Source organism: Micromonospora haikouensis (assembly GCF_900091595.1).
Taxonomy (GTDB): domain Bacteria; phylum Actinomycetota; class Actinomycetes; order Mycobacteriales; family Micromonosporaceae; genus Micromonospora; species Micromonospora haikouensis.
This window is the reverse complement of record NZ_FMCW01000042.1, coordinates 20,786-45,325: the sequence shown is the minus strand read 5'-3', so window position 1 is coordinate 45,325 and position 24,540 is coordinate 20,786. Positions and strand designations below refer to the sequence as shown.

Annotated in this window: 23 protein-coding genes and 4 riboswitches; of the genes, 18 read left to right on the top strand and 5 right to left on the bottom strand. The window is 71.5% G+C overall.

What is annotated here, in order from left to right; translation table 11 throughout:
* Positions 1 to 188: 188 nt before the first annotated feature.
* The 4 genes from tsaD to GA0070558_RS29730 form a co-directional block, all read right to left on the bottom strand.
* Positions 189 to 1,235: a tRNA (adenosine(37)-N6)-threonylcarbamoyltransferase complex transferase subunit TsaD gene (gene tsaD, locus GA0070558_RS29745; RefSeq protein WP_091285994.1), complete on the bottom strand. Its 1,047-nt coding sequence runs from the start codon at positions 1,233 to 1,235 to the stop codon at positions 189 to 191.
* Between the two features lie 3 nt (positions 1,236 to 1,238).
* Complete coding sequence (def, locus tag GA0070558_RS29740) at positions 1,239 to 1,787, bottom strand: peptide deformylase (RefSeq protein WP_091285991.1); 549 nt, start codon at positions 1,785 to 1,787, stop codon at positions 1,239 to 1,241.
* Between the two features lie 9 nt (positions 1,788 to 1,796).
* Positions 1,797 to 2,408, bottom strand: a complete 612-nt coding sequence (locus GA0070558_RS29735) for a CGNR zinc finger domain-containing protein (RefSeq protein ID WP_439709651.1) — start codon at positions 2,406 to 2,408, stop codon at positions 1,797 to 1,799.
* A gap of 95 nt (positions 2,409 to 2,503) precedes the next feature.
* Positions 2,504 to 2,938 carry a Fur family transcriptional regulator gene (locus tag GA0070558_RS29730; protein ID WP_218107131.1) on the bottom strand — a complete coding sequence of 145 codons (435 nt, stop codon included), beginning with the start codon at positions 2,936 to 2,938 and terminating at the stop codon, positions 2,504 to 2,506.
* Between the two features lie 109 nt (positions 2,939 to 3,047).
* On the opposite strand from GA0070558_RS29730, the gene GA0070558_RS29725 reads away from it, so the two are divergent.
* From GA0070558_RS29725 to metE, 6 genes are all read left to right on the top strand, one after another.
* Positions 3,048 to 3,662, top strand: a complete 615-nt coding sequence (locus GA0070558_RS29725) for a superoxide dismutase (RefSeq protein ID WP_091285983.1) — start codon at positions 3,048 to 3,050, stop codon at positions 3,660 to 3,662.
* Between the two features lie 5 nt (positions 3,663 to 3,667).
* Positions 3,668 to 3,928, top strand: coding sequence for a hypothetical protein (locus GA0070558_RS29720; protein ID WP_091285980.1), 261 nt, complete (start codon positions 3,668 to 3,670; stop codon positions 3,926 to 3,928).
* A 228-nt stretch (positions 3,929 to 4,156) separates the two neighbouring features.
* Complete coding sequence (gene alaS / locus GA0070558_RS29715; protein WP_091285976.1) at positions 4,157 to 6,802, top strand: alanine--tRNA ligase; 2,646 nt, start codon at positions 4,157 to 4,159, stop codon at positions 6,800 to 6,802.
* Positions 6,799 to 7,053, top strand: coding sequence for a superoxide dismutase (locus GA0070558_RS29710; RefSeq protein WP_141722363.1), 255 nt, complete (start codon positions 6,799 to 6,801; stop codon positions 7,051 to 7,053). Before alaS ends, GA0070558_RS29710 begins: the two co-directional genes overlap by 4 nt.
* 60 nt (positions 7,054 to 7,113) lie before the next feature.
* On the top strand, positions 7,114 to 7,785 hold the full coding sequence (locus GA0070558_RS29705; protein WP_176734439.1) for a hypothetical protein: 672 nt from the start codon (positions 7,114 to 7,116) through the stop codon (positions 7,783 to 7,785).
* 402 nt (positions 7,786 to 8,187) lie between these two features.
* Positions 8,188 to 8,400: riboswitch (cobalamin riboswitch) on the top strand.
* 114 nt (positions 8,401 to 8,514) lie between these two features.
* On the top strand, positions 8,515 to 10,752 hold the full coding sequence (metE, locus tag GA0070558_RS29700; protein ID WP_091285969.1) for a 5-methyltetrahydropteroyltriglutamate--homocysteine S-methyltransferase: 2,238 nt from the start codon (positions 8,515 to 8,517) through the stop codon (positions 10,750 to 10,752).
* Positions 10,753 to 10,895: 143 nt separating this feature from the next.
* Here the strand turns inward: metE and GA0070558_RS33080 are convergent, their stop codons facing one another.
* A complete protein-coding gene (locus GA0070558_RS33080; RefSeq protein WP_141722362.1) occupies positions 10,896 to 11,198 on the bottom strand; it encodes a hypothetical protein in 303 nt (100 codons plus the stop codon).
* 215 nt (positions 11,199 to 11,413) lie between these two features.
* A riboswitch (cobalamin riboswitch) is annotated at positions 11,414 to 11,617 on the bottom strand.
* Positions 11,618 to 11,832: 215 nt separating this feature from the next.
* Positions 11,833 to 11,959, top strand: a riboswitch (cobalamin riboswitch).
* Positions 11,960 to 12,060: 101 nt separating this feature from the next.
* Between GA0070558_RS33080 and GA0070558_RS29695 the strand changes: the two genes are divergently transcribed.
* From GA0070558_RS29695 to GA0070558_RS29645, 12 genes are all read left to right on the top strand, one after another.
* A complete protein-coding gene (locus GA0070558_RS29695) occupies positions 12,061 to 13,104 on the top strand; it encodes a peptidase (protein WP_091285965.1) in 1,044 nt (347 codons plus the stop codon).
* Positions 13,105 to 13,136: 32 nt separating this feature from the next.
* Positions 13,137 to 13,622 (top strand): SCO2322-related protein, encoded by a 486-nt coding sequence (locus tag GA0070558_RS29690; RefSeq protein WP_091285962.1) that lies wholly within the window; start codon positions 13,137 to 13,139, stop codon positions 13,620 to 13,622.
* A 359-nt stretch (positions 13,623 to 13,981) separates the two neighbouring features.
* Complete coding sequence (locus tag GA0070558_RS29685) at positions 13,982 to 15,430, top strand: prenyltransferase/squalene oxidase repeat-containing protein (RefSeq protein ID WP_091285959.1); 1,449 nt, start codon at positions 13,982 to 13,984, stop codon at positions 15,428 to 15,430.
* Positions 15,427 to 16,332 (top strand): SCO2322-related protein, encoded by a 906-nt coding sequence (locus GA0070558_RS29680; protein WP_256092203.1) that lies wholly within the window; start codon positions 15,427 to 15,429, stop codon positions 16,330 to 16,332. Before GA0070558_RS29685 ends, GA0070558_RS29680 begins: the two co-directional genes overlap by 4 nt.
* Complete coding sequence (locus GA0070558_RS29675) at positions 16,325 to 17,566, top strand: CbiQ family ECF transporter T component (protein WP_256092202.1); 1,242 nt, start codon at positions 16,325 to 16,327, stop codon at positions 17,564 to 17,566. The genes GA0070558_RS29680 and GA0070558_RS29675 overlap by 8 nt, the downstream gene beginning before the upstream one ends.
* Complete coding sequence (locus GA0070558_RS29670) at positions 17,563 to 19,200, top strand: ABC transporter ATP-binding protein (RefSeq protein ID WP_091285956.1); 1,638 nt, start codon at positions 17,563 to 17,565, stop codon at positions 19,198 to 19,200. Before GA0070558_RS29675 ends, GA0070558_RS29670 begins: the two co-directional genes overlap by 4 nt.
* Positions 19,197 to 20,183, top strand: coding sequence for an ECF transporter S component (locus GA0070558_RS29665; protein WP_256092201.1), 987 nt, complete (start codon positions 19,197 to 19,199; stop codon positions 20,181 to 20,183). The genes GA0070558_RS29670 and GA0070558_RS29665 overlap by 4 nt, the downstream gene beginning before the upstream one ends.
* A gap of 12 nt (positions 20,184 to 20,195) precedes the next feature.
* Positions 20,196 to 20,415, top strand: a riboswitch (cobalamin riboswitch).
* A 117-nt stretch (positions 20,416 to 20,532) separates the two neighbouring features.
* A complete protein-coding gene (locus GA0070558_RS29660; protein ID WP_091285954.1) occupies positions 20,533 to 21,045 on the top strand; it encodes an acyl-CoA thioesterase in 513 nt (170 codons plus the stop codon).
* Positions 21,046 to 21,675, top strand: coding sequence for a LysE family translocator (locus tag GA0070558_RS29655; protein ID WP_256092200.1), 630 nt, complete (start codon positions 21,046 to 21,048; stop codon positions 21,673 to 21,675).
* A 353-nt stretch (positions 21,676 to 22,028) separates the two neighbouring features.
* Positions 22,029 to 22,184: a hypothetical protein gene (locus GA0070558_RS33680; RefSeq protein WP_176734437.1), complete on the top strand. Its 156-nt coding sequence runs from the start codon at positions 22,029 to 22,031 to the stop codon at positions 22,182 to 22,184.
* A 125-nt stretch (positions 22,185 to 22,309) separates the two neighbouring features.
* Positions 22,310 to 23,482, top strand: a complete 1,173-nt coding sequence (locus GA0070558_RS29650; protein ID WP_091285950.1) for an MFS transporter — start codon at positions 22,310 to 22,312, stop codon at positions 23,480 to 23,482.
* Complete coding sequence (locus GA0070558_RS29645) at positions 23,479 to 24,537, top strand: hypothetical protein (protein ID WP_091285947.1); 1,059 nt, start codon at positions 23,479 to 23,481, stop codon at positions 24,535 to 24,537. The genes GA0070558_RS29650 and GA0070558_RS29645 overlap by 4 nt, the downstream gene beginning before the upstream one ends.
* Positions 24,538 to 24,540 lie beyond the last annotated feature (3 nt).

Genomic DNA, 24,540 nt, shown 5'->3' with positions numbered 1-24,540 from the left:
GACCACATCCTCTATGACCAGCGGGGAAAGACCCGAGAACACCGCCCGCGCAAGCCCATCGACATCCTTCACGCCAGGGTCAACGACCCTCACGACACTCCGTCACCACCGAATGTGAGACAGGGCCGTTCGTGTTTGACAGACCCCATTCTTTTGGCCCCCCGGGTCGGGTCGGGTCGCCCGGAAATCTACGCGGTTCCGCGTGGGCCGTGTAGGAGCGCGCCGTGTAGAACGGCGGACGGGTCTGCGCTGAGGTCGAGTCGGTCCGGTGCGATGTCGGCGCGGGTGAGGAGGTCGCCGACGACGGCGATCATGGCGCCATTGTCGGTACAGAGCCGGGGTGACGGTACGCGTAGCCGCACGTCGGCGGCGGCGCAGCGTTGTTCGGCGAGTTGCCGCACTCGGCTGTTGGCAGCGACACCGCCGACAAGGAGCAGCGTGTCGGCCTGGTGGTCACGGCAGGCCGTGAGGGCTTTGCGGGTGAGGGTGTCCGCGACGGCTTCCTGGAACGATGCGGCGACGTCGGCCACGGCAACAGGTCGGTCGCTGTTCTTCTCGATCCAGCGGGCTACCGCGGTTTTGAGGCCGGAGAAGGAGAATTGGTAGGGCGGGTCGTGGGGGCTGGTCATGGGGCGGGGGAAGCTGATGGCGTCGGGGTTGCCGTCGCGGGCGATGCGGTCGATGGCGGGTCCGCCGGGGTAGGGCAGTCCGAGGAGGCGGGCGACTTTGTCGAAGGCTTCGCCGGCGGCGTCGTCGACGGTGTCACCAAGGTGGATGACGGGGTCGCGGGCGAGGTCGCCGAGCAGGAGGAGTGAGGTGTGTCCGCCGGAGACGATGAGTGCGACGCAGCGGCGGGGTAGGGGCCCGTGTTCGAGGGTGTCGACGGCAGCGTGGCCGGCGAGGTGGTGAACGCCGTAGAGGGGTACGCCGAGGCTGAGGGCGTATGCCTTGCCTGCGGCGAGGCCTACCTGCACGGCGGTGGCGAGGCCGGGGCCTGCGGTGGCGGCGACGGCGTCGATGTCGCTGAAGCTGATCCCGGCGCGGTCGAGGGCGTGTCGGACCATGGGGGTGACGGCGTGCAGGTGGGCGCGGGCGGCAATTTCGGGTACGACGCCGCCGAAGCGGGCGTGTTCGTCCATGCTGGTGGCGAGGGCGTCGCCGAGCAGGACGCCGTCGGCGACGATGCCGACGCCGGTCTCGTCGCAGGAGGTTTCGATGCCGAGGACGACCGGCATCGGTCAGGCGTCCTGCGCCGTGCCGGCACCGACGGAGGGGTGTTCGGCGCTGGCAGCGAGGATCTGTTTGCGGAGTTTGGTGGGAAGCCGGTCGACGTAGGCGAGGCCGTCGAGGTGGTCGACCTCGTGTTGGAAGCAGCGGGCGAGGGTGCCGGTGCCGTCCAGCCGGATCTTTTGGCCTTGGACGTCGAAGCCGGTCACGGTGGCGGTGGCGCAGCGGGCCAGGTCGGCGTGTTGGCCGGGCACGGAAAGGCAGCCCTCGGAGTCGGTCACCAACTCGCGGTGCTCGGGTAGGTGCAGAACCGGGTTGATGACGGTGGCGACGGTGTGGGTACCGGTGGCGTCGGGGCAGTCGACGACGAAGATCCGTGCGTCCACACCGATCTGGTTGGCGGCCAGACCGACGCCGTGGGCGGCGTACATGCTGGCGAACATGTCGGCGACGAGCTGGGCGAGGGCGTCGTCGAAGTCGGTCACCTCGACACAGCGGCGATGCAGCACAGGGGTGCCGTAACGGGTGATCGGGCGCGGAGTGCCGGTCGAGGTCTGCACAGTTGCACATCATAGGCAATTGCCAACTCTTGGCAGTATGGGTTCTCCTGCTGGGTGATCCTGTTGGCTGTGCACGGGGTCTGGTCGGGCGACGGTCGGAGGGTGGGTGGCGCGGCGTCTGGCGCGGTGGGCCCGGACGTGGTTGCGGGTGGCGCACCGCTCGGAGCAGAACCGGCGGCATCGGTTGCTGCTGTCGTCGAGGAACACGCTGTGGCATCGAGGTTCCGCGCAGACGCCCAGCCGGTTGATGCCCCGTTCACACAGCCACACAGCGAATCCCCACAGGGCGGCGGCAAGGTACTCGGCTGCAGGGGTGCCGGACGCGGCGACATGGATATGCCAGTCGACCGCGCAGGTACCGGAGATCATCAGCCGGACCCGATGACGGGTCAGCAGGCCGTTGAGCCGGTCGATCGCCTCCTGCTCATGGCCGGCTGCCACGGTCTGGAACACCTCGCGCAGTCGGTGCCCCGCCACTCGCAGTGTGTGCAGGTCGGCTTCCGTGACGACTTCGCGGAGCAGAGGCTGGCCCGCCAGCAGTGCCTGTGCGTCCGTGCGGTCTTCGAGTTGTGTGTTGGCAAGTGCCGTCGCGCGGAGGGCCAGCGAGTAGCTGTCGGTCAGGCCGCCGCGGTTGCCCACGCCGGTGCGGCGAGCGCGTGCCGGACGCTCGGGTCCGACCGACACCGGGGAGGGGGGCGTACCGGCGGGTGCGGTCCTCAGCCGGCCGCTGTTAGGCACCGCGCACACCGCCCGTAGACCACGACACCGCCGGGCTGGCCGGACAGTTCTGTGTCGATCCCGACCGCGCGGGCGGCGGCCACGCTCGCCGCGACGGCCTCGGCCGGCAACTGCCGCATGTCGCCGCAGGTGCCGCAGACGGCGTGGTGATGGGCGTCGTCGGCGAGCCCGAAGGTCGTCGTCCTGCCGACCGGCACGGTGTGGGCGATGCCCAGCTCGACCAGTTGCCGCAGCACCCGATGCACCGTTGACAGTTCCACGGCCACACCACGGGCGAGGAGGGCTCGATACAGCTCGTTCACGGTGAGATGCCCGCGGCCGCCTACGGCATGGGCGAGTTGGTCGAGTACTCCGCGCCGGGCCGCGGTGTTACGCAGGCCAGCTCGGCGTAATCGCTGCACCGCGGCGTTCACCCGCTCGGTCTCCGATGTGGTCAACCGCCGCTCCTCCCCGCACGATCCCCGGTTCTATTGCAAAGTAGTGGCAAGAGCATCAACTTGGCAGCAACCCCGAGGAGTTCTGATGGCGGTTTACACCCTGCCCGATCTGCCCTACGACTACGGCGCCCTGGAGCCGGCCATGTCGGGGCAGATCCTGGAGCTGCATCACGACAAGCACCACGCCACCTACGTCAAGGGCGCCAACGACGGCCTGGAGCAGCTCGCCGAAGCCCGGGCGAAGGGGGACTTCTCCACGCTTGTCGGTTTGGAGAAGACGTTCGCGTTCAACCTGTCCGGGCACGTGCTGCACACGATCTTCTGGGGCAACCTCTCCCCGGACGGCGGTGACCGTCCCGACGGCGAGCTCGCCGCCGCGATCGAGGAGCACTTCGGCACGTTCGACGCGTTCGCCGGGCAGCTGTCCGCCGCCACCAAGGGTGTGCAGGGCTCCGGATGGGGCGTGCTGGCCTGGGAACCGCTCGGACAGCGGCTGATCGTGGAGCAGGTCTACGACCACCACGGCAACGTCGGCCAGGGCTCCATTCCGCTGCTGGTCTTCGACGCCTGGGAGCACGCGTACTACCTGCAGTACAAGAACGTCCGGCCGGACTACGTCGACCGGCTGTGGAACCTGGTCAACTGGTCGGACGTGATAGCCCGCTTCGACGCCGCCCGCGCCACCACGCCAAAGATCTGATCGGCGTGACCAGCCCCACCCCGGCAGCGGCCGAGCTGGTCCAACGCGCCGCCGGGGTCATCGCGGCCAAGCATCGCGGTGACCTCGGCGGCGCCGAGGAGCTACTCGCCGCGTTCGGTTCCGAGCAGGCCAAGAGCCTCGGCTTCTACCTTCTGGCGGACCTGAGCCTCGGGCTGCTCCGCGCGCAGAGCGGCCAGTCCATGGACGATCTCGTGCGGGAACTGTCCCTGCTCGTCGCCGTCACCGCCACCCCGCCCGACAGCTGACGGCGGTGGTCATCCGGTCGGTGCCGCCGGCGCCACCAGACGTGCCGGCGGCACCGACCGGAACCCCGAGCTCGCGCGGCCGCCTACCCGCTGTCACCACCAGCGGCTCGCTGGCCGCGCCGCACCACGGGCAATCGAGCGGGACGGTCGACCGTGGGGGCGTCCCGAACCACCTCACCCTCCTGCCAATATAATGCAGTTGCAAGGATGATGTAATAAGGGGGCGTTGTGCAGACGGCGGAGATCAAGCGGCGCTTCCTGGCACACTTCGAGGCCAACGGACACACGGTGGTGCCCTCGGCACCGTTGCCCGCGATCTCGGATCCGAACCTGCTGTTCATCAACGCCGGAATGGTGCAGTTCGTCCCCTACTTCCTCGGCCAGCAGGCCGCGCCCTACCGGACGGCCACATCGGTGCAGAAGTGCATCCGGACGCCGGACATCGACGAGGTCGGCAAAACCAGCCGGCACGGCACGTTCTTCCAGATGAACGGCAACTTCTCGTTCGGCGACTACTTCAAGGCCGGGGCGATACCCCTGGCGTGGGAGCTGTCGACCACCCCGGTGGAGCAGGGTGGCTTCGGGTTGGACCCGGAGCGGATCTGGGCGACGGTCTACCTGGACGACGACGAGGCTTACGACCTGTGGCTCAAGACCGGCGTGCCGGTCGAGCGCATCGTGCGGCGAGGCAAGGCGGACAACTTCTGGTCGATGGGCATCCCTGGCCCGGCGGGTCCCTGTTCCGAGCTGTACTACGACCGCGGCCCAGCCTACGGTGCCGAGGGCGGCCCGGAGGTCGACGAGGATCGCTACCTGGAGTTCTGGAACCTCGTGTTCATGCAGTACGAGATCGCGGACGTGGCGTCGAAGACCGACTTCCGGATCGTCGGCGAACTACCGAACAAGAACATCGACACCGGGATGGGCCTGGAACGGATCGCCTCGATCCTGCAAGGGGTGGACAACCTCTACGAGATCGACGAAGTGCGTCCGATTCTGGCCAGGGCCGCCGACCTGACCGGCAAACGGTACGGGGTGCACTCCGGGCAGGCGGCCAGCCAGTCCCACCCCGACGACGTCCGTCTGCGGGTCATCGCCGACCACGTCCGTACCTCGCTCATGCTCATCGGCGACGGGGTCAACCCGTCCAACGAAGGCCGGGGCTACGTGCTGCGGCGGATCATGCGTCGTGCGATCCGCGCCATGCGGCTGCTCGGCTGGCAGGGAAAGGCCCTGCCAGAGCTGCTTCCCGTCGCCCGCGACTGCATGGCCCCGTCGTACCCGGAACTCGCCGCCGACTTCGACCGCATCTCCTCGACCGCCTACGCCGAGGAGGACGCCTTCCTCGGCACGCTGCGAGCCGGCACCACCATCCTCGACACCGCGATCGCCGAGACCAAGAAAGCCGGACGTTCGTCACTGCCCGGCGACAAGGCGTTCCAACTGCACGACACGTACGGCTTCCCGATCGACCTCACCCTGGAGATCGCCAACGAGCAGGGCCTGACCGTGGACGCCGACGGGTTCCGGGCCCTGATGACCGCGCAGCGCGCCCGCGCGAAGGCCGACGCGAAGGCCCGCAAGACCGGCCACACCGACCTGTCGGCCTACCGGACGGTGCTGGACGCGCACGGACCCACGGACTGGTTGGCCTACGAAACGCTCGACACCGAATCCCGGGTCGTCGCGATCTGGTCCGGCGGCGCGACGGTCGACACCGCCGAGGCCGGCGACATCGTCACCGTCGCACTGGACCGCACCCCGTTCTACGCCGAGAGCGGCGGACAGGACTCCGACGCCGGGCTGCTCACCGGTCCGAACGTGCGCGCCGAGATCATCGACGTCCAGCGACCGGTCAAGGGCCTGATCGCGCACACCGTCCGGATCCTCGACGGCAGCCTCGCCGTCGGTGACCCGGTGCACGCCGCGGTCGACCCCGAATGGCGCATCGGGGCCCGGCAGGCCCACTCGGGCACGCACGTCGTGCATGCCGCGCTGCGCCAGGTCCTCGGGCCGAACGCGCTGCAGTCGGGCTCGTACAACCGGCCCGGCTACCTGCGCCTGGACTTCGCCTGGCGCGGCGGCCTGACCGAAACCACCCGCAGTGAGATCGAGGAGGTCGCCAATCTGGCGATCCGCCGTGACCTGCCCGTCGAGGTCCGCCACCTGCCGCTGGCACAAGCCCGCGCGGAGGGTGCCCTGGCGCTGTTCGGCGAAACCTACGACGACACCGTCCGGGTCGTCGAGATCGGTGGCGAGTGGTCCCGTGAGCTGTGCGGCGGCACCCACGTCGCGCACTCCGCGCAGATCGGCTCCCTCGCGCTCACCGGCGAATCATCGGTCGGTGCCGGCCAACGTCGCATCGAAGCGGTCACCGGGATCGAGGCGTTTCGGTATCTGGCCCGCGAACGCGACCTCGTCACCCAACTCGCCGCCCAGCTCAAGGCCCGCCCCGAGGAACTTCCCGACCGGATCACCACCCTGCTGGCGCGACTCAAGCAGACCGAACGCGAGGCTGACGACCTGCGCGGCCGGCTCATCGACCTGGACGCCGACACGTACGCCGCCAACGCCGTCGACCTCGACGGCGTTGCCTACGCCGGTATCACGACCACCGGCGACGCCCGCCGTCTCGCCGAAAAGGTCCGCGATCACCTCGGCCGTCGCCCCGGCGTCGTCGGCGTCGTCGGCGGGGCGAGCATCGTCGTCGCCGTCACCCCCGCCGGCGTGCAACGCGGCCTGGCAGCCAACGACCTGATCAAGAGTCTCCTGGCCGGAAAGGGCGGTGGCAACGCCGCGTCCGCCCAGGGCAAAGCCGACGCAGATCCGGTGGAGCTGCTCGACCGGCTGCGGGACCTCACCCGCGCCGCATGACACCCGACGCTGCTGATCTGCTGGCCGGGATGCAACGTGCCGTGGGGATCGTCGCTGCCCGCCACCGCGGCGACCTCGCCGGCGTCCAGGCGCTCACCGAAGCGTTCACCGACGACGCCGAACGCGCCCACGCCTTCCTCCTGCTCACCGAACTCGCCCTCGCCATCACCAGCGACCACACCGGTAGGGAGTTGCCCGCCATCGTCCGGGAGATCTACCTGCGCATCGCCGCCCTCGCCGCCACTGACTGACCGTCCGCACCTGAAGGTCCCGCCGCCACCGGCCGAGCACCCTCCTGCCGAAAGGAACTCATGAGCGCCGGCACTGTCGTTCGTTCCCCCGATGGCAGCTACGTCGTGCTCGGCGAGGTCGGGCAGCGGGTCCTGCTCGCCAATTCCCGGGTACGGGTCTGGGAGTTGGCCCTCGCCCCCGGCGAGTGCCAGCCCTGGCACCTGCACCACAACCCGTACCTCGTGCTCTGCCTCGACACCTCGGCCTGCCGCATGGACTGGCTCAACGGCAGCCCAGCCCGGTTCATCAACGAACAGGTGGGCGGAGCCATCTACCGGCCCGTCTCCCCGGTACACATGCTCACCAACCAGGGCCACAGCCTGTACCGCAACCGCCTCATCGAACTACTCGACCTCGGCGAGGACACCTCGGGAGAAGCACTTGAAGCCCTCATCGACACGAGCGACGGTTGGCCCGAGAACGCACCCGAGGGCGCAGCCCTGACCGCGGTCCTGGACACCGACGACGTACGCATCCAGCGCCTCAGGACCCGACCCGAAGACGAACACATTGTGCGCGCGGGACCGGTACCCCTACTCATCGTCGACCTGGCTGGCGGCACGGATGAACGGCCCGCAGTGCGCTACATCCATCCAGGCGACACTCACCTGATCCGCAACCCGACCCGCGCACCAATCGACACACAGATCGTGGAGCTGCGGTACCTGCTCGCCACGCTAACCGGCCGGTAGCGGTAGTCGCATCACGACCTGCCGTCAACCTGGGCCATCCGTCGTACCGAGCGCCGCACCAGGCTTCTTCCCTGATTGATCTTCCGCGTACGGGGCGTCGCCGACCGGTTTGTGAGCCCAGCTCAGTGAGGGCCGGCGGTCCGCACGGACCAGCACCGGCACCCACTCCAGGGCAATGGTCGGGAAAGCTACGGCAGTGATGCGCACGCAAGGTGCGACGCCCGCACCAGTGGTGAAAACGCTGGCGGCTCGGCGACCATCGCGCTGTTGCCCCGCCCGGGTCCGCGAAGCGGAGGACCCGCAGGTCGAACAGACAGCCGAGACGGCTGGCCACCCAGGCCGAGTAGCGCGAATCGTGTCCCGCGCCTCGGACGCCGGCCGCAGCAGGTGGCGGGAGGGCGTACGATCGCGGACAGTGCTGGTTCGCCTCTCCCGTCCACGGATGGGGCGTCGTAAGAGGGAACCCGGTGTGAGACCGGGACTGCCCCGCAGCGGTGAGTGGGAACGACCGCCGTCAACGAAGCACTGGACCGCAAGGTCTGGGAAGCGACGGCCAGTAGGCGACCAGGTGTCACGCCCACGAGTCCGAAGACCTGCCAGCGCTGCGCGTGCCACCGGTGCGCGCCGTCGGCGGCCTCTCGGGAGGGCCAGGGCGGAATGCCGGTTACGCCGTGGCGTATCCGTCTTCCTCTCGGGTGGTCGCCGGTCACCGCGAGGGAAGGACCATCTGTGACCACCTCATTCGGGCAGAGCACCGTGCTCGGCTATCCCCGGATCGGCGCCCACCGCGAGTGGAAGAAGGCTGTCGAGGCGTACTGGGCCGGCACGCTGGACGCCGCAGGCATGGAGGACGTCGCGGCCGGGCTGCGCGCCGAGGTCTGGCGGACGCTGCGCGACGCCCGCCTCGACGCGATCCCGTCCAACACGTTCTCCTACTACGACCACGTGCTCGACACCGCCGTCGCGGTCGGTGCGGTCCCCCGCCGCTTCGCCCGGCTCGGCCTCGGGCAACTCGACACCTACTTCGCCATGGCCCGTGGCATCGATACCGCACCAGCGCTGGAACTCACCAAGTGGTTCGACACCAACTACCACTACCTGGTGCCGGAGATCGACCCCGACACCGTGTTCACGGCGGACCCGGCGAAGGCGCTGAGCGAGTTCGCGCAGGCACGTGACCTGGGCATCACCACCCGACCGGTGCTGGTCGGGCCGGCCACCTTCCTGCTGCTGGCCAAGGGCCACGATCCGTTCGCCCGACTCGACGACCTGGTCGACACGTACGCCCGGATCCTCACCGCCCTGGCCGACGCGGGCGTGGCCTGGGTCCAACTGGACGAACCCGCCTACGTCGCGGACCGTACTGCGGCCGAGATCGACGGTCTGCAGCACGCCTACCGACGCCTCGGGGAGCTGCCCCGCCGTCCCCGGATCTTCGTCGCGACCTACTTCGGTGACCTCGGTGACGCGCTGCCGGCACTGCTGGACACCCCGGTCGAGGCGGTCGGCCTGGATCTGGTCGCCGGCCCGGGGAACCTGCGCCGGCTCGCCGCAGCCGGTCCCCTGCGCGGCAAGACCGTCGTCGCCGGCCTGGTCGACGGACGCAACATCTGGCGCACGGATCTGCGGGCGGCCGCCGCCACCGGTGCGACGGTCGCCGGACTGGCCGACCACGTGGCGGTGTCCACCTCCTGTTCGCTGCTACACGTCCCAGTCGACCTCTCCGCCGAGACCCACCTCGACCCGCAACTGTTCGCGCGGCTCGCGTTCGCCCGGCAGAAAGTAGACGAGGTCGTCCTGCTCGGCCGCGCGCTCCGCGACGGCACCACCAACCTGCCCTCCCCGTTGCCGCCCATCCCGCCGGCGTGGCGGCACGATGACGTGCGTGGGCGGTTGGCGGCGCTCCGCCCCACCGACCGGCACCGCGGCGACTACGCGGAGCGGGCCGACCGCCAGCAGGAACGGTTGGGGCTGCCGGACCTGCCGACCACCACGATCGGATCGTTCCCGCAGACCGCCGAGCTGCGCCGGGCCCGCGCCGCGCACCGCGCCGGCACTCTCGACGACGCCGGCTACACGGAGCGGATGCGCGCCGAGGTGGAGCAGGTCATCCGGTTGCAGGAGGATCTGGGCCTGGATGTGCTCGTGCACGGTGAGCCGGAACGCAACGACATGGTGCAGTACTTCGGCGAGCAACTCGACGGTTTCGCGGCCACCACGCACGGCTGGGTGCAGTCCTACGGCTCCCGCTGCGTCCGCCCGCCGATCATTCACGGCGACGTGGCCCGACATGTTCCGATGACCGTCGCCTGGTCCACCTATGCCCAGTCACTGACCGACCGTCCGGTCAAGGGCATGCTCACCGGCCCGGTCACCATCCTGGCCTGGTCGTTCGTCCGTACCGACCAGCCCCTGGCCGACACCGCCGACCAGGTCGCGCTCGCGCTGCGCGACGAGTGCCGCGACCTGGAGGCCGCCGGTATCCGGATCATCCAGGTCGACGAGCCCGCTCTGCGGGAGACCCTGCCGCTGCGTCGGGCCGACCAGAAGGCGTACCTGGACTGGGCCGTCGGCGCGTTCCGGCTGGCCACCAGCGGCGTCGCCGACGACACCCAGATCCACACCCACCTGTGCTACAGCGAGTTCGGCGAGGTGATCACCGCCATCGACGCACTCGACGCCGACGTCACCAGCATCGAAGCCTCCCGTTCCAAGATGGAGATCCTCGACGACCTCGCCGCGATCGGCTACCGCCGGGGCGTCGGCCCCGGGGTGTGGGACATCCACTCACCCCGTATCCCACCCCACCACGAGGTGGTCGACGCGCTCCGCCGGGCCGTCGCAGCCGTACCCGCCCGACGGCTGTGGGTCAACCCAGACTGCGGTCTGAAGACCCGCACCAACTCCGAGGTCGAGGCGTCCCTCCGACACCTCGTCGCGGCTGCCGCCGAGGTCCGCGCGAGCTGACCGGGCCGGTCCGGGCGGACTCCTAGGGGGAGTCTGCCCGGACCGGATGAGTCGTTCGCGCGACCCATCTCCCGGCAGGATCGGGCGGCTCAGGAGAGTGCCACCGCATGCGGCGCGGCGTCCGGATGGGTGTCGCGGTGGGCTCATGGCGTCGGTGTGGGCATGCCCTGCAGTCGCGGAATCCGCTGGGCGTCTGCCAAATCCCGGATCCGGCTGTCGGCGTCGCGGTGGGCCGCACAGCAGTCCGGCGTCGAGTCGACGATCCGCCGGATGTCGGTGAGCAGTGTGCGCAGGGTGTTCACCTGGTCGGTCAGGCTGCGGTTTCGCGCTTCGCGTGCGCCGAGCTGCCGTCGCGCGGAGGCGAGACGTTCATAGTCCGCTGCCGGGAGGACGACGACATCTTCGTCATCGATCGTGATGTGACGTGGTGCGGCAGGCCTACTCACTGGCCGTTCCGTTCGGCTGGCATGCCGGCGGTGCCGGGAGTCACGGCACCGTACGTTGACCGACGGGGTCGTTGTGCTGGTGGCGCTTGCATCGGGGTCTCCTCATGCCGAGTCGTCGAACTCGGCTGGGAGCGGTCCGGTCGCACGCAGCACCGGATGTCGTGCTGTCGGCGATGGTCGACCCGCCCTCGAAGGTCGCCGAGCTCGCCACGTGCGGATGCACGTGGGCAGCGGCAGGTCTTCGGACTCGTGGGCGTCGTGCTCAGGCCTACCAGCCGTCGCTTCCCAGGCCGTACGGCCCAGTGCTGATGACGGCGGTCGTTCCCACTCACCGCTGCGGGGCAGTCCCGGTCTCGCACCGGGTTCCCTCTTGCGCCGCCACGTGGTGGCGTGGCGGACCGACTGCGGTGTCACGCTATCGCGTCGGGTCCCGATGCGGCGGTGCTTCCTGCCGCAGCGTTGCCCACCGGGGGCGACGGTGAGTCGATGTGCCGTTGCTGACCGCGTTCGTGTGGACTGGCGAGGGTACGGCCGGCTTCGTCCGGAGAGGACGGCGATCAGGCCGGTTCTCACCAACCGTGTTCGAACGATGGCGCATTGACATCCCCTGTCGCGGAGATCAGACTGTCGCGACAACTCCATCAACGCGTGTGCGCGGGGGAAGTCCGGTCGAAATCCGGCGCTGGCCCGCAACGGTAGGTCGCCAGGGTGCAGACACTCTGACGGCGAGCCCGAATACCCGCCGCACGCGTGATTTCCGTTCCCCACCCGTCGTGGCCCACGGGTCGGAGGCCGGTCGATCCTGCCTGCCGCTGGTGATCGTCCGGGTTCTGACGACCGCCGGGCCGGAAAGGCGCTTCCGATGGTCGTCCGCCTGAGCCGGCACCGCCTGCTCGCCCTGTTCTGCGGCGTACTCGCCGCCCTCACCCTCGCCGCACCTGCGACCGCCGCGCCCGCGCACCCCGGCGTCGACCGGGCCGGGGCCGCCGCCGGCTGGCTCGCGCGCCAACTCGTCGACGGCGAACGATTCGAGGTGGTCTTCGACGGCGTCGCCTACCCCGACCAGGGGTTGACCCTCGACGCGGTGTTCGCCTTCGCCGCCGCCGGTGTCGCCGACAACTTCGGGGCGCAGGCACTGGACTGGGTCACCCGGCCGGACGTCCGCGACGGTTACGTCGGTGACGGCGGCACCGAGGCGTACGCGGGCGCGACCGCGAAGCTCGCCCTCGCCGTGCAGGTACGCGGGGACGACCCGACCGACGTCGGCGGCGTCGACCTGATCGCCCGGCTGCGGGGGCTCGAATCGCCCAGCGGCCGGTTCACCGACCGGTCGGCGTACGGCAACTACAGCAATGCGTTCAGCCAGTCCTTCGCGATCCTCGCCCTGGACCGCACGGCGCAGGGTGTGCCCGCGACCGCCGCCACCTGGTTGGCCGGGACCCGCTGCCCGGACGGCGGATACCCGCTGCTGCCCGCTCAGCCGGTGTGCACCTCCGATGTGGACGCGACCGCACTGGCGGTGCAGGCCCTCCAGGCGGCGGGGCGTCCGGTCGCCGCTGCCGCCGGGCTGCGCTGGCTGGTGTCGGTGCAGGGCGCCAACGGTAGCTTCGCCGATTCGTCGGGCGTCCCGAACGCCAACAGCACCGGGCTCGCCGGGCAGGCGCTCCGCACCGGCCACCGGCCGTTGGCCTGGGCGCGGGCACGGGCGTACCTGGTCGGCCTGCAGGTGGGGTGCACCGGTGCGCCGGCCGACCGGGGCGCGGTCGACTTCGACGGCGGCACCTTCGACCCGGCCACCGCCACCCGCGCCACCGGCCAGGCCGTCCTGGGCCTGACCGGGGACGGCCTTGCCACGCTCTCCGCTGCGGCCGCCGGTTCCGGCGCGCCGGTCCTGACCTGTTCATGACCTGTCGTGCCGACCTGAACCCGGGAGGACCTGTGTTCCGTCTCCGATCCATCGTCCGCGTACGGCTCGCCGGCCTGGTGGCCGCCGCCGTGGCCGCGGTCGCCCTGACCGCCGTGGAGCCTACGCCGCAGGCGGCGCACGCCGCCGCCTGTACCGGCACCACAGGGGTCACCGTCGTTGTCGACTTCGGCGCGCTCGGCGGGGGTGTGCAGGTCGCGTGCGCCCTGGGTGACCCGGCCACCGGGGTGGCCGCCCTGCAGGGGGCCGGTTTCACGGTGACCGGCACCTCGCGCTGGGGTCTGGCGTTCGTCTGCCGGATCAACGGCAAGCCCACCTCCGCGACCGAGCCGTGTGTCAACACGCCGCCGGCCACCGCCTACTGGTCGTACTGGCATGCCCCGGCGGGCGGGTCGTGGTCCTACAGTTCCTCGGGCGCCAGCAGCTACAACCCGGCTCCGGGCAGCGTCGAGGGCTGGTCGTTCGGGGCGGGCGCAGCGCCGAGCATCGCCGCACCCTGACCCAGACCGCAGCCCTGGTATGACCGGCGCGTCGGCTGCCGGCCGCCGCCCTGGCGTCCTACGACGCCAGGGCGGTACCGTGTCGGCATCCGGTGCGCCGGGTGAACAACTGCATACGTCCCGTGTGGGGGGAAGCCGGTAGAAGCCGGCGCTGACCCGCAACCGTGAGCGAGAGGTCCTCTCGCGAGCCGGAATGCCCCGCCCGGGACGAGCGGCTTCCACTGTCGAGGTCTACAGGGTGAGGTCCGGGCTGCCGTCGACGGTCCGTTCATCCCGCTCACCGCCATACGCGGAGCGGGATGACGTGTCCGGGGGTGTGTTCCGGAGGTCTCACCGACCGCTCTGCGAAAGGCAATCCCATGCTTCTGTCCCGGCGTCTCGCCACCGGCCTCGGCGCGATCGTGGCGACGACCGTCGTCACGGCCGCGGTGCCCCTGGCCGGAGTGGCCGCGCCCGCCCCGGCTGATGCCGCCGCCGCGCGTGACGCCACCTCGTGGTTGGCCGGTGAGTTCACCGACGGCACACTGCCCGGGCCATTCGGCGGTCAGGACTGGGGCCTGACCATCGACGGCATCATCGCGATGTCCGCCACCGGCGGGTCGGTACCGACGCGTCAGGCTGCGACCGGGCAGGTCGCGGCGCACGTCCGCTCCTACAACAGCTACGACGACTGGGGCATCGAGGGTTTCACCGACGGCGGGGCGACCGCGAAGCTGCTCTACGTCGCGTCCGCCGCCGGCGCCGATCCCACCGACTTCGGCGGGTACGACCTGCGGGCGGTGACCCTGTCCCTGGTCGCCGGGGCGGACGCCGGTCACCAGAGGGGACGGATCACCAGTCGCACCACGGCCGACAGTGGACCGGACGCCAGCAACACCTTCGACCAGTCCTTCGCCGTGCTGGGGCTGGCCCGCAGCGGTGACCTGCCGCAGGACACCGTCGACTTCCTCGTCCGGCAGCAGTGCGCTGCCGGCGGCTTCCGGCTCTACCCGGACACCGCGGACGGCCCGTCGCCGTCCTGCGACGAGCAGCCGGGCGCGACCCTCGACGTCGACTCCACGGCGATGGCCGTGCAGGCGTTGCTGGCCGCCGCTGACTCCGGTGCCACCGACGCCACCGACGCCGCCCGCCGGGGCGCGGACTGGTTGGTGGGTCAGCAGCACGCCGACGGTTCGTTCGGCGGTTCCGGCCCGACCACCGGCGCGAACTCCAACAGCACCGGGCTGGCCGGGCAGGCGCTCGCCGCCGCCGGCCGGGACAGCCAGGCCGCACAGGCCGCCCACGCGTTGACCGGATTGCAGCTCACCGCGACGAACGGTGGTGCGGCGGCCGGCGATGCGGGCGCGATCGCCTACCACGCCGAGTCGTTCACCGGCGCTGTCACGGCGGGGATCACGGACACCGACCGGGACCAGTGGCGCAGGGCCACCGCGCAGGCCCTACTCGGGCTCGCCCAGGTGCCGCTGGGCCGCATCGGCCTCGACCTGCCGCCGACGTCGCCGACGCCCACGCCGACCGGCACCGCGACTCCCACACCGACCGTCTCCCCCACACCGACGGCCGCACCGACGCCGACGGTGACCGGCACGGCCGGTCCGAGCCCGAGCGCCACCGGTACCCCGGCGACGCCCTCCCCCACCGTGTCACCGACCGGCACCGCCGCACCGAGCACCACCCCGGCCGCCCCCGCACTGCCCGGCCTCCCCACCACCGGTACGGCGATCATCGGGTACGTGCTGGTCGCACTGCTGCTGATCGGCGGCGGTGTGGTGCTGCTGGTGCTCGGACGTCGACGGCGAGCGCAATGAGCAGCCGGGCCGCTCACGCCGCGACGGTCGTCGTGCTCGCGGCGGTGAGCGCCGTGGCCTGGCCGGGCAGCCCGGCGGCGGCTGCCGGGTCGGCCGGATACTGCCCGGATGCCTCCGGGGTCACCGTCGTGGTCGACTTTAACGAGTTGGGCGGGGGCACGGTGGTGCGCTGCGCTTCCGGCACCCAGGCCACCGGTCTCGCGGCGCTCAAGAACGCCGGCTTCGAGATCACCGGCACGCTGCGCTGGGGTGAGGGTTTCATCTGCCGGATCGACGGTAAGCCGTCGGCGGCCTCGGAGAAGTGCGTGGACACCCCACCGGCCAGCGCCTACTGGTCGTACTGGTATGCCGCGAACGGGGGTGATTGGGCATACAGCGACAAGGGCGTCCTCAACCGCAAGCCGCCGGCCGGCAGCTTCGAGGGCTGGTCCTTCTCGCTCCACCGCAACGCCAGCGACGCCCCCAGGCCGGGAGTTACGCCGAAACGGCCGGCCCCCACACCTCCTCCACCTCCTCCACCGCCACCGCCGCCGGCGGCCGGTGGCGGATCGGCCGCGCCACCGCCGGCCGCAGGTGGCGGTCCGGTCGTGCCACCGGCCGGCGGGGCCGGTCGGACCACGATCCCCCCTCCTGCCGGCACCCCGGGCGCCACCCTGTCGGCCACGGCGTCAGCCAGCGTGGCGGCGACATCCCCGTCGGTGCCGACGACGACGCCCGGTGGCGTCACCGGGTCATCGGGCGGTACGGCCAGCGAGCCGGCGGTGACCGAGGTCGCCGCCTCCGACAGCGACGACGGCGGGCTGCCGCTGGGCACGATCGCCGGGGCGCTGCTGTTGGCCGCGCTCGCCGCCGGCGGCGTGGTCACCGCCCGCCGACGCCGCGCCGCCGATCCCGATGACTGAGCATCGGGACGGGGTTGACGCGGCTGCGGCCGACCCGGAGCGCGGACCGCGCCACTGGTCGGCCGCCCGGCTGCCGCGGGGGTTGCATCCGGGCGCGTGGTGGTTGTGGGCACTCGGCCTGGCCACAGCAGCCAGCCACACCACCAATCCGTTGCTGTTGGCGCTGCTCGTCGCCGTCGCCGCGTTGACGGTGCTGCGGCGGCGCACCGACGCTCCATGGGCGCTGGCGTTCCGGATGTACCTCGTCCTCGGTGCGGTGATCATCGCAATGCGGGTGGTGTTCCGGATCGTCTTCGGCGGCGGACAGGGCGAGCACCTGCTGGTGTCGCTGCCGGAGATCCCACTGCCCGAGTGGGCGGCGGGCATCCGGTTGTTCGGGCCGGTCGCCGTCGAACAGGTCCTCGGCGGGTTCTATGACGGGCTGCGGCTGGCCACGATGCTGGTCTGCCTCGGTGCCGCCAACGCGCTGGCCAACCCGAAACGACTCCTCAAGGCCGTACCCGGGGCGCTGTATGCGGTGGGCACCGCCGTGGTGGTGGCGCTGTCGGTCGCGCCGCAACTGGTGGAGAGCGTGCTGCGGGTACGTCGGGCGCGTCGGCTGCGCGGCGCGACCGGTCGGGGCATGCGTGCACTGCGGGGGATCGCCCTGCCGGTGCTGGCCGATGCCCTGGACCGGTCGTTGGCACTGGCGGCGGCGATGGACTCGCGCGGATACGGCCGCACCGCGGCGGTGCCGGCCGGTCAGCGCGCCGCGACGGGGGCGCTGGTGCTCGGCGGGCTGGTCGGGGTCTGCGCCGGCACGTACGGGCTGCTCGACTCCACCGGATCCGGTTACCTGGGCCTGCCGATGCTCCTCGCCGGTCTGGTCGTCGCCGTGACCGGGATGCTGCTGGCCGGCCGCCGGGTCCGGCGTAGCCGCTACCGGCCCGACCGGTGGCGCTCCGCCGAGCTGCTGGTGGCCGGGTGTGGCATCGCCGCCGCCGCGTTGACGCTGCTCGCCGGCTCGGTCGCCCCGGAGTTGCTCTATCCGCCGGTCAGTCCGCTGACCTGGCCCGAGGTGACGCCGCTGATGCTGCTCGCCGTCGCGGCGGCGGCGGGGCCGGCGTGGCTGGCCCCGCCACCACCCGGGTCGCCGTCGACCCGAGCACCGACGGCGGGCACACCGGTCAACGCTGTCGCGGCACCCACCCGTACCGGCGACCCGGCCACTTCCGTACCCGGAGGTCACCCGTGATCACATTCGACCGGGTGACCGTCCGCTACAGCGACGATGGTCCACCGCCGCTGCGGGAGGTGAGCCTGCGGGTCGAGGAGGGCGAGCTGTGCCTGGTCGCCGGTCGCACCGGGGCCGGCAAGTCGACGCTGCTGCGGGCGATCAACGGGCTGGTGCCGCACTTCACCGGCGGCACCCTGTACGGCAGCGTCACCGTCGACGGTCGGGACACCCGCCGGCATCCGCCCCGCGATCTTGCCGACGTCGTCGGTGTGGTCGGTCAGGACCCGCTGTCCGGGTTCGTCACCGACACCGTCGAAGAAGAGTTGGCGTACGGCATGGAGCAGTTGGCCCTGCCGGCGGCGGTGATGCGTAAGCGGGTGGAGGAGACCCTTGATCTGCTCGGCATCGCCGAGCTGCGGCACCGGCCGCTGCGGACGCTGTCGGGTGGGCAGCAGCAGCGGGTCGCGATCGGCGCGGTCCTCACCTCCCACCCCCGGGTGCTGGTGCTCGACGAACCCACCTCCGCCCTGGACCCCACCGCCGCCGAGGATGTCCTCGCCGCCGTCACCCGGCTGGTGCACGACCTGGGCGTGACCGTGGTGCTTGCCGAACACCGCCTGGAACGGGTCGTGCAGTACGCCGACCGGCTGCTCTACCTGCCCGGCGACGGCCGGGTGGTCGACGGGGAACCGGCGGCGGTGCTGGCCGGTGTCGACCTCGCGCCGCCGCTGGTCGAGCTGGGCCGGCTGGCCGGGTGGACGCCGCTGCCCCTGTCGGTCCGCGACGCCCGACGACGGGCCGGTGCCCTGCGTCAGCGGCTCGCCGCCACGGCACCTCCCGACCCGCCACCGGCCCCGGGCACGGCCCCGGTGCTGGCCGCCCGGAAGATCGTCGTGCGGTATCCGGGCACCGTGGCCGTGGCCGGCCTCGACCTCGACCTGCATCGGGGCAGGGTCGTCGCGTTGATGGGCCGCAACGGATCCGGCAAGTCGAGCCTGCTCTGGGCGGTGCAGGGCAGCGGTCCCCGCCACCGGGGCACCGTCACCGTCGATGCCGGCATCGGGCGGGACCCCGTCGACCCGAAGCAGCTGTCGGCCGGCCAGGCCCGCCGGCACGTCGGACTCGTCCCGCAGACCCCGGGAGACCTGCTCTATCTGGAGACGGTGGACGCCGAGTGCCGTCAGGCCGACCGGGAGACCGGTGCGGCGGCCGGCGCCTGCCGCAGCCTGCTCGACCGGCTCGCTCCCGGTCTGCCCGGCGACCGGCACCCCCGTGACCTGTCCGAGGGGCAACGGTTGGCGCTCGTGCTCGCCGTGCAGCTCACCGCCGCCCCACCGGTGGTCCTGCTCGACGAGCCGACCCGTGGTCTGGACTATCTCGCCAAGCGGCAGTTCGTCGCCCTGATTCGCGGGCTGGCCGCCGCCGGCCGGGCGGTGGTGGTCGCGACGCATGACGTCGAGCTCGTCGCGATCCTCGCCGACCGGGTGGTCGTGATGGCCGACGGGGACATCGTGGCCGACGGCACCACCGCCGAGGTCATGCTCGCCTCGCCGGCGTTCGCTCCGCAGGTGGCCAAGGTCCTCGCCCCGGCGCCGTGGCTGACGGTCGAGCAGGTCACCGCCGCGCTGGGCCCGGCCCGGGAGCCGGCATGAGCGTGCTGCGGGTCGCGCCGCGCACCGCCGTGGTGCTGGCCCTCGCCTCCGCCGCCGCGTTGGCCACCTTCACCTGGCCGTTCTTCATTCCCGCGCATCCCGAGAGCACCGCCCGCACCGGTGAGGCCCCGCTGGTCTTCCTCGTCATGCTGCCGGTGCTGGTGGCGCTCGTCCTGGCCGAACTCAGCTCCGGTGGCATCGACAGCAAGGCCCTGGCGATGCTCGGTGTGCTCGCCGCCGTCAACGCCGCGCTGCGTCCCCTGGGCGCCGGCACCGCGGGCATCGAAACCGTGTTCTTCCTGCTCGTCCTCGCCGGCCGGGTCTTCGGGCCGGGCTTCGGTTTCCTCCTCGGCTCGACGTCGCTGTTCGCCTCCGCGCTGCTCACCGCCGGGGTGGGCCCCTGGTTGCCGTTCCAGATGCTGTGCGCCTCCTGGGTGGGTCTCGGTGCCGGTCTGCTCCCCGCGCGGTTACGCGGCCGGGCCGAGGTGGCTGTCCTGGCCGGGTACGGGGCGTTCGCCGCGTACGGCTACGGCCTGCTGATGAACCTGTGGTTCTGGCCGTTCAGCCTTGGCGCGGACACTCAACTCTCCTACGTCGCCGGTGCGCCGGTACTGGACAATCTGCACCGCTTCGCGGTGTTCACGGCTGTCACCTCGACGTTCGGTTGGGACACCGGGCGGGCGATCACCACCGCGGTGGCGGTCGTGCTGGCCGGCCCGGCGGTGCTGGCCGCGCTGCGGCGCGCCGCCCGGCGGGCCGCGTTCGACGCCCCGGTCACTTTCGCCGCGCCCGCGCCGCAGCCGGCACCGTCAGCGGCCACGCCGGTACCCGGGGCGCCGGTGGCGGCATCGGGAGACGTGACGGGCCCTGCCGTAGGCGTGGCCCCGTCTGCTCGCCGGGGGCTGGATGAGCAATCCGCCACCGCCGAGGAGGGCGGTCAGGGAGGTGGGTCACATCAGGCCCCGCAGCGGCCGGCGGACTGACCGGTCACGGATAGGCTGCTTCGTGGCGTTGGTTCGCCCGGATGTTGTCACGTCCGGGCGTCGTAAGAGGGAACCCGGTGGGAATCCGGGACTGCCCCGCAGCGGTGAGTGGGAACGACCGCCGTCATCAGCACTGGGCCGGCACGGCCCGGGAAGCGACGGCCAGTAGGAGATCCGGCCTGGCCGGGTCACGCCCGCGAGTCCGAAGACCTGCCCGCGCTGCGCGTCCACGAGGTGGGTGCGCTGCCGTCGACCTCGCGGGCGGGTCGGGCGGGTGATGCGCTGCGGCGTGTCCTCGACGTGCGTGCCGGCTGGTCGGTTCGGTGTGCTTCCCGAGGACGGATGAACCATGCACGAGAGCGCCACACTCACCGGCCGGCCCCCGTCGGCGTCGCGGCTGACCCTGTCGCAGATCATGGACCAGCACCACACCAACTTGATGGGCACCGTCCACGGCGGTCGGATACTCAACCTCATCGACTCCGTCGCCGGGGTGGTCGCCGCCCGTCATTCCGACGGCCCGGCGGTCACCGCCGCCATCGACGAGACCGCCTTCCTGCGGGCCGTACGGGTCGGCGACGTCGTGCACGTCGACGCCCGGATCACCTGGGCCGGTCGCAGCTCGATGGAGGTCGCCGTCAAGGTCAGCGCGGACCGTTGGGACCGGGCGGTACCGCCGGTTGACGTGGCCACCGCCCACCTGGTGATGGTCGCCATCGACGACGACGGCCAACCGCGCGCCGTACCGCCGCTGCTGCCGGAGACCGACGGTGACCGGCGTCGCTACCGGGAGGCGCAGATCCGGCGGGAGCACCGGCTCGCTCTTCGGCGGGCGTTGCTCGACGGCGCCGAGGAGGGCTGAGTGGTACTCGGACTGTCCTCGGCCACCCTGGCCGCCTACCTTGCCGCCATCGCCGTCCTCATGATCACTCCCGGGCCGGACATGATGTTCGTCCTGGCCAACGCGACCCGTTACGGCGCGCGGGCCGGCGCGGTCGCCGCGCTCGGGGTCGCGGCCGGGGAGGCGGTGCATGTGGCGGCGGTGGTCTGTGGCCTCGCCGCATTGGTCGCCGCGTCGCCGATGTTGTTCGCCGCGATCCGCTGGGCCGGGGCGGCGTATCTGATCGTCCTCGGGATTCGGGCCCTCCGCGACGGCAGGGCGACGGCCTCCACCACTGCGGAGCAGAATGGCCGCAGCGGCGGGGCGTTCCTCCGGGGGTTGGTGACCAATCTGCTCAACCCGAAGATGATCCTGTTCAGCGTGGCGTTCCTGCCGCAGTTCGTCAGCCCGGCGACCGGTGACGTCACGGCGCAGCTGGTGCTCCTCGGTGCGATCTTCGTCGTGGTGCAGCTCACCGTCGATGTCGCTCTGGGTGCCGGGGCGGGCAGGTTCGCCGGCCGGGTGACCGATGGTCGCTGGTCCCGGCGGATCAGCCGGATCTGCGCGGTGGCCTTCATCGCCCTCGGTATCCGCCTGGCCACCAGCGGATGACGGCGTTGTCCGCAGTTGGTCCCGGATCGGCGGCCTGCCGTGGTCTGGTCGGCGGCGCTGTGCGGGGTCCCCGCGCCCGACGAGCGGCACGGGGACCCCGCTGTCAGGCCGCAGCCGGTGGTGGTTGACCGGCGGTGTTCGCGACGAGTAGGGACAGTTCCCGCACCAGTTTGTCCATGGACTGCCCGCTGCCGACCAGTGAGCGACATCCACTCAGGTTGTTGGTGTTCACGCAGGAGGCTAGCGATCGCGCGGATGGTGGTGTCGAGCGGTCGTGGTAGCGGCCACCACCACAGACCGAATCCTGCTCGTCGGCCGGGGATGCCTGGGCACTGCTCCCGGGGATGCCTCGGGTGAAGGCCGCGTGCGAGTTCGGCGGTGCGGATCAGCTCGTGTTCGACCACCGGACGGCGCGGCAGGCCAGCCTCATCCGTACCATCCTGGTGTCCCACGTCGAGGTCGTTCACGAGCTGCTCCGTCCCTGGCCGGCGTCGCCCCTGCCGCAGTAGGGCCGTCAGCCGCGGCACCCCGGCCTGAGGGGACGTGGCGAATCTGACCCGACGCCGGGAACTGGTTCCCGGCGTCGGCCGACTCATTCTCGACGGTCATGGCGTGATCGGAACGGGGTGCACTTATGACGGCTGGTCGCTGGTGGGGCCCGACGGGCGTGGCGACGGCGGGGATGGCCACGTCGATGACGGCGCTGTACGCCACGTCGGCGTTGGCGCCGTTCCTGGTGGCCGAACTGGGTCTGTCACGGACGGCAGTCGGCGGGTTGGTGACGGTGTCCTTCGCCGTGGCGGCGGTGGTGTCGCTCCTGGCGGGTCAGCTGATTGACCTGTGGGGAGCCAGACGAGGGCTGGTGGCGTTGTGTGGGGCCGTAGTGGTGGCGCTGCTCGGCGCATCCGTGGCATCCCACTACGGATGGCTGCTGGCGGCCGTCGCGGTGGCGGGTGTGGGTCAGGCCCTGGCTAATCCGGCCACGAACATGCTGGTAGCACAGGCGGTCCCGGCGGAGCGCCGAGGTACGGCGATCGGGGTGAAGCAGGCCGGTGTACAGGCGGCGGCGTTCGCCTGCGGTCTCGTCCTGCCGACGGTGGCGGCGCTGGCCGGGTGGCGGGTGGCACTGCGGGTGTCGACGGTGTTGCCGCTGGCGGTGGTGGTCGCGGTGTGGTGGTGGGTTCCGGCGTCAGGGCGGCAGGTGGCCACTGGGCGGTGGTGGCGGCTGTCAGCGCCGTCGGGTTGGTTGGTCTGGTTGGTGGCGTTCTCGTTGCTGCTGGGCACCGGGCTGGCGGCAGTGAACACCTACCTCCCCCTGTACGCGACACAGCGGCTGGGCCTGGGTACGGGCACGGCCGGGTTGCTCCTCGCCACGTTCGGGGTGACGGGCCTGCTCGCGCGGGTGTGGTGGGGCCGGTGGGCGGACCGTACTTCGGATGTGACGGTGGCGCTGGCGTGGCTGGCGACGGCCGCCATCGCGGGGGTGGTCCTGGTGCTCGGCGCTGACTACCTATGGTCGGGCCTGGTGTGGGCCGGCGCGGTGGTGGTGGGTGGATCAGCCACCGCGGCGAACGCGGTGTCGATGTTGATGGTGCTGCGCCGGGGTAAGGCGCTGGGCCAGGCGTCGGGGCTGGTGTCGTTGGGCTTCTTCAGCGGTTTCGTGCTCGGCCCAGCGGCGGTCGGCTGGTGCGCGGACGTCGGCGGGTGGGGTACAGCATGGCTGATCGTGGGCGCCCTGTTCGCCGGCACGGCGGTGCTGGCGGCGCGGGTTCGCTCGGCCAGCGCCCACCAGACGGTCGCCGCGTGAACGACCACGGCTACGACAACGCGTTGGAGGCAATGCTGCGGCGGCTCCCGATCGTCGCCGGGCAGGTGGGTGACCGGTTCCCGCTGTATGCGGATCCGGTCTCCGGTGAGTGGGTGTCGACGCGTCGAGGGTCCTGGACGGGCGGTTTCTGGGCCGGGTGGTGGTGGCTACTGGCTGCGGTAACCGGGCTGCCCTCCGACCAGGCCACGGCTCGGGAGTGGACGCATCGACTCGCTCCTCGCGCCGCAGAGGACACGGTGACCAGGGGAATGACGTTCTGGTACGGGGCTGCCCAGGGGTATCGCGTCTGTGCGGACACGTCTGCCCGCCGAGTCGCGCTCGACGGTGCGGACGCACTGGCGGGCGCGTTCGACGGGCGGCTCGGGTTGATTCCGGTGGGCAACGCCTTCGGTGCCGGACCGCTGCCGAAGGCTGGTGTGGATGCCCTGGCGGGAACGGTGTCGCTGCTCAGGATGGCCGCCGATGCCGGTCGGTACCACCTGGACGGGCTGGCACGGTCCCATGCCGACCGGCACGTGCAGCTGTTGGTGGGCGGTGACGGCCGCATCCAGCCAGAGGTGCTCCTGCGACCTGACGGCACACCTGTTGACGAGTCATCTCCCTCGGCTGCCTGGGCACGGGGGCAGGCGTGGGGGGTGCTGGGGTTGGCCGCCTGCGCGAGGCAGTGGGGCGGCGACTTTACCAAGGCCGGATGCAGAGCGGGCCAGTGGTGGCTGGAACAGGTGGGACACACGGTGCCCGTCGCGGTACTCGGTCGGCCCGCAACGCCGGTGGACACCTCTGCGGCGGCGATCACCGCTGCCGGTCTACTCACCCTGGCCGAGGTCACCGCCGATGGTGGCTGGGGGGTGGCGGCGCGAGCCATCGTCGACGGCGTGATTGGCCACCACCTCGACGACACCGGAGTACTGCGGGACGGCTGCTACGAGCTTGCCGGCGGGGTCGGCACGCGGCACGAACTGGTGTGGGGCAGCTACTTTCTCACTGCCGTCCTCGCCGTGCTGACCGGGCGAGTGCGGGAACACCCGTGGTAGTGC

What these genes read in the sequence shown, in the direction of transcription:
- GA0070558_RS29725 (WP_091285983.1), top strand. Translation starts at nt 3,048, where the DNA reads ATGGCGGTTTACACCCTGCCCGATCTGCCCTACGACTACGGCGCCCTG.
- tsaD (WP_091285994.1), bottom strand. Translation starts at nt 1,235, where the DNA reads ATGCCGGTCGTCCTCGGCATCGAAACCTCCTGCGACGAGACCGGCGTC.
- GA0070558_RS29685 (WP_091285959.1), top strand. Translation starts at nt 13,982, where the DNA reads ATGCTTCTGTCCCGGCGTCTCGCCACCGGCCTCGGCGCGATCGTGGCG.
- GA0070558_RS29665 (WP_256092201.1), top strand. Translation starts at nt 19,197, where the DNA reads ATGAGCGTGCTGCGGGTCGCGCCGCGCACCGCCGTGGTGCTGGCCCTC.
- GA0070558_RS29650 (WP_091285950.1), top strand. Translation starts at nt 22,310, where the DNA reads ATGACGGCTGGTCGCTGGTGGGGCCCGACGGGCGTGGCGACGGCGGGG.
- GA0070558_RS29680 (WP_256092203.1), top strand. Translation starts at nt 15,427, where the DNA reads ATGAGCAGCCGGGCCGCTCACGCCGCGACGGTCGTCGTGCTCGCGGCG.
- GA0070558_RS29695 (WP_091285965.1), top strand. Translation starts at nt 12,061, where the DNA reads ATGGTCGTCCGCCTGAGCCGGCACCGCCTGCTCGCCCTGTTCTGCGGC.
- GA0070558_RS29705 (WP_176734439.1), top strand. Translation starts at nt 7,114, where the DNA reads ATGAGCGCCGGCACTGTCGTTCGTTCCCCCGATGGCAGCTACGTCGTG.
- GA0070558_RS29710 (WP_141722363.1), top strand. Translation starts at nt 6,799, where the DNA reads ATGACACCCGACGCTGCTGATCTGCTGGCCGGGATGCAACGTGCCGTG.
- GA0070558_RS29660 (WP_091285954.1), top strand. Translation starts at nt 20,533, where the DNA reads ATGCACGAGAGCGCCACACTCACCGGCCGGCCCCCGTCGGCGTCGCGG.
- GA0070558_RS29675 (WP_256092202.1), top strand. Translation starts at nt 16,325, where the DNA reads ATGACTGAGCATCGGGACGGGGTTGACGCGGCTGCGGCCGACCCGGAG.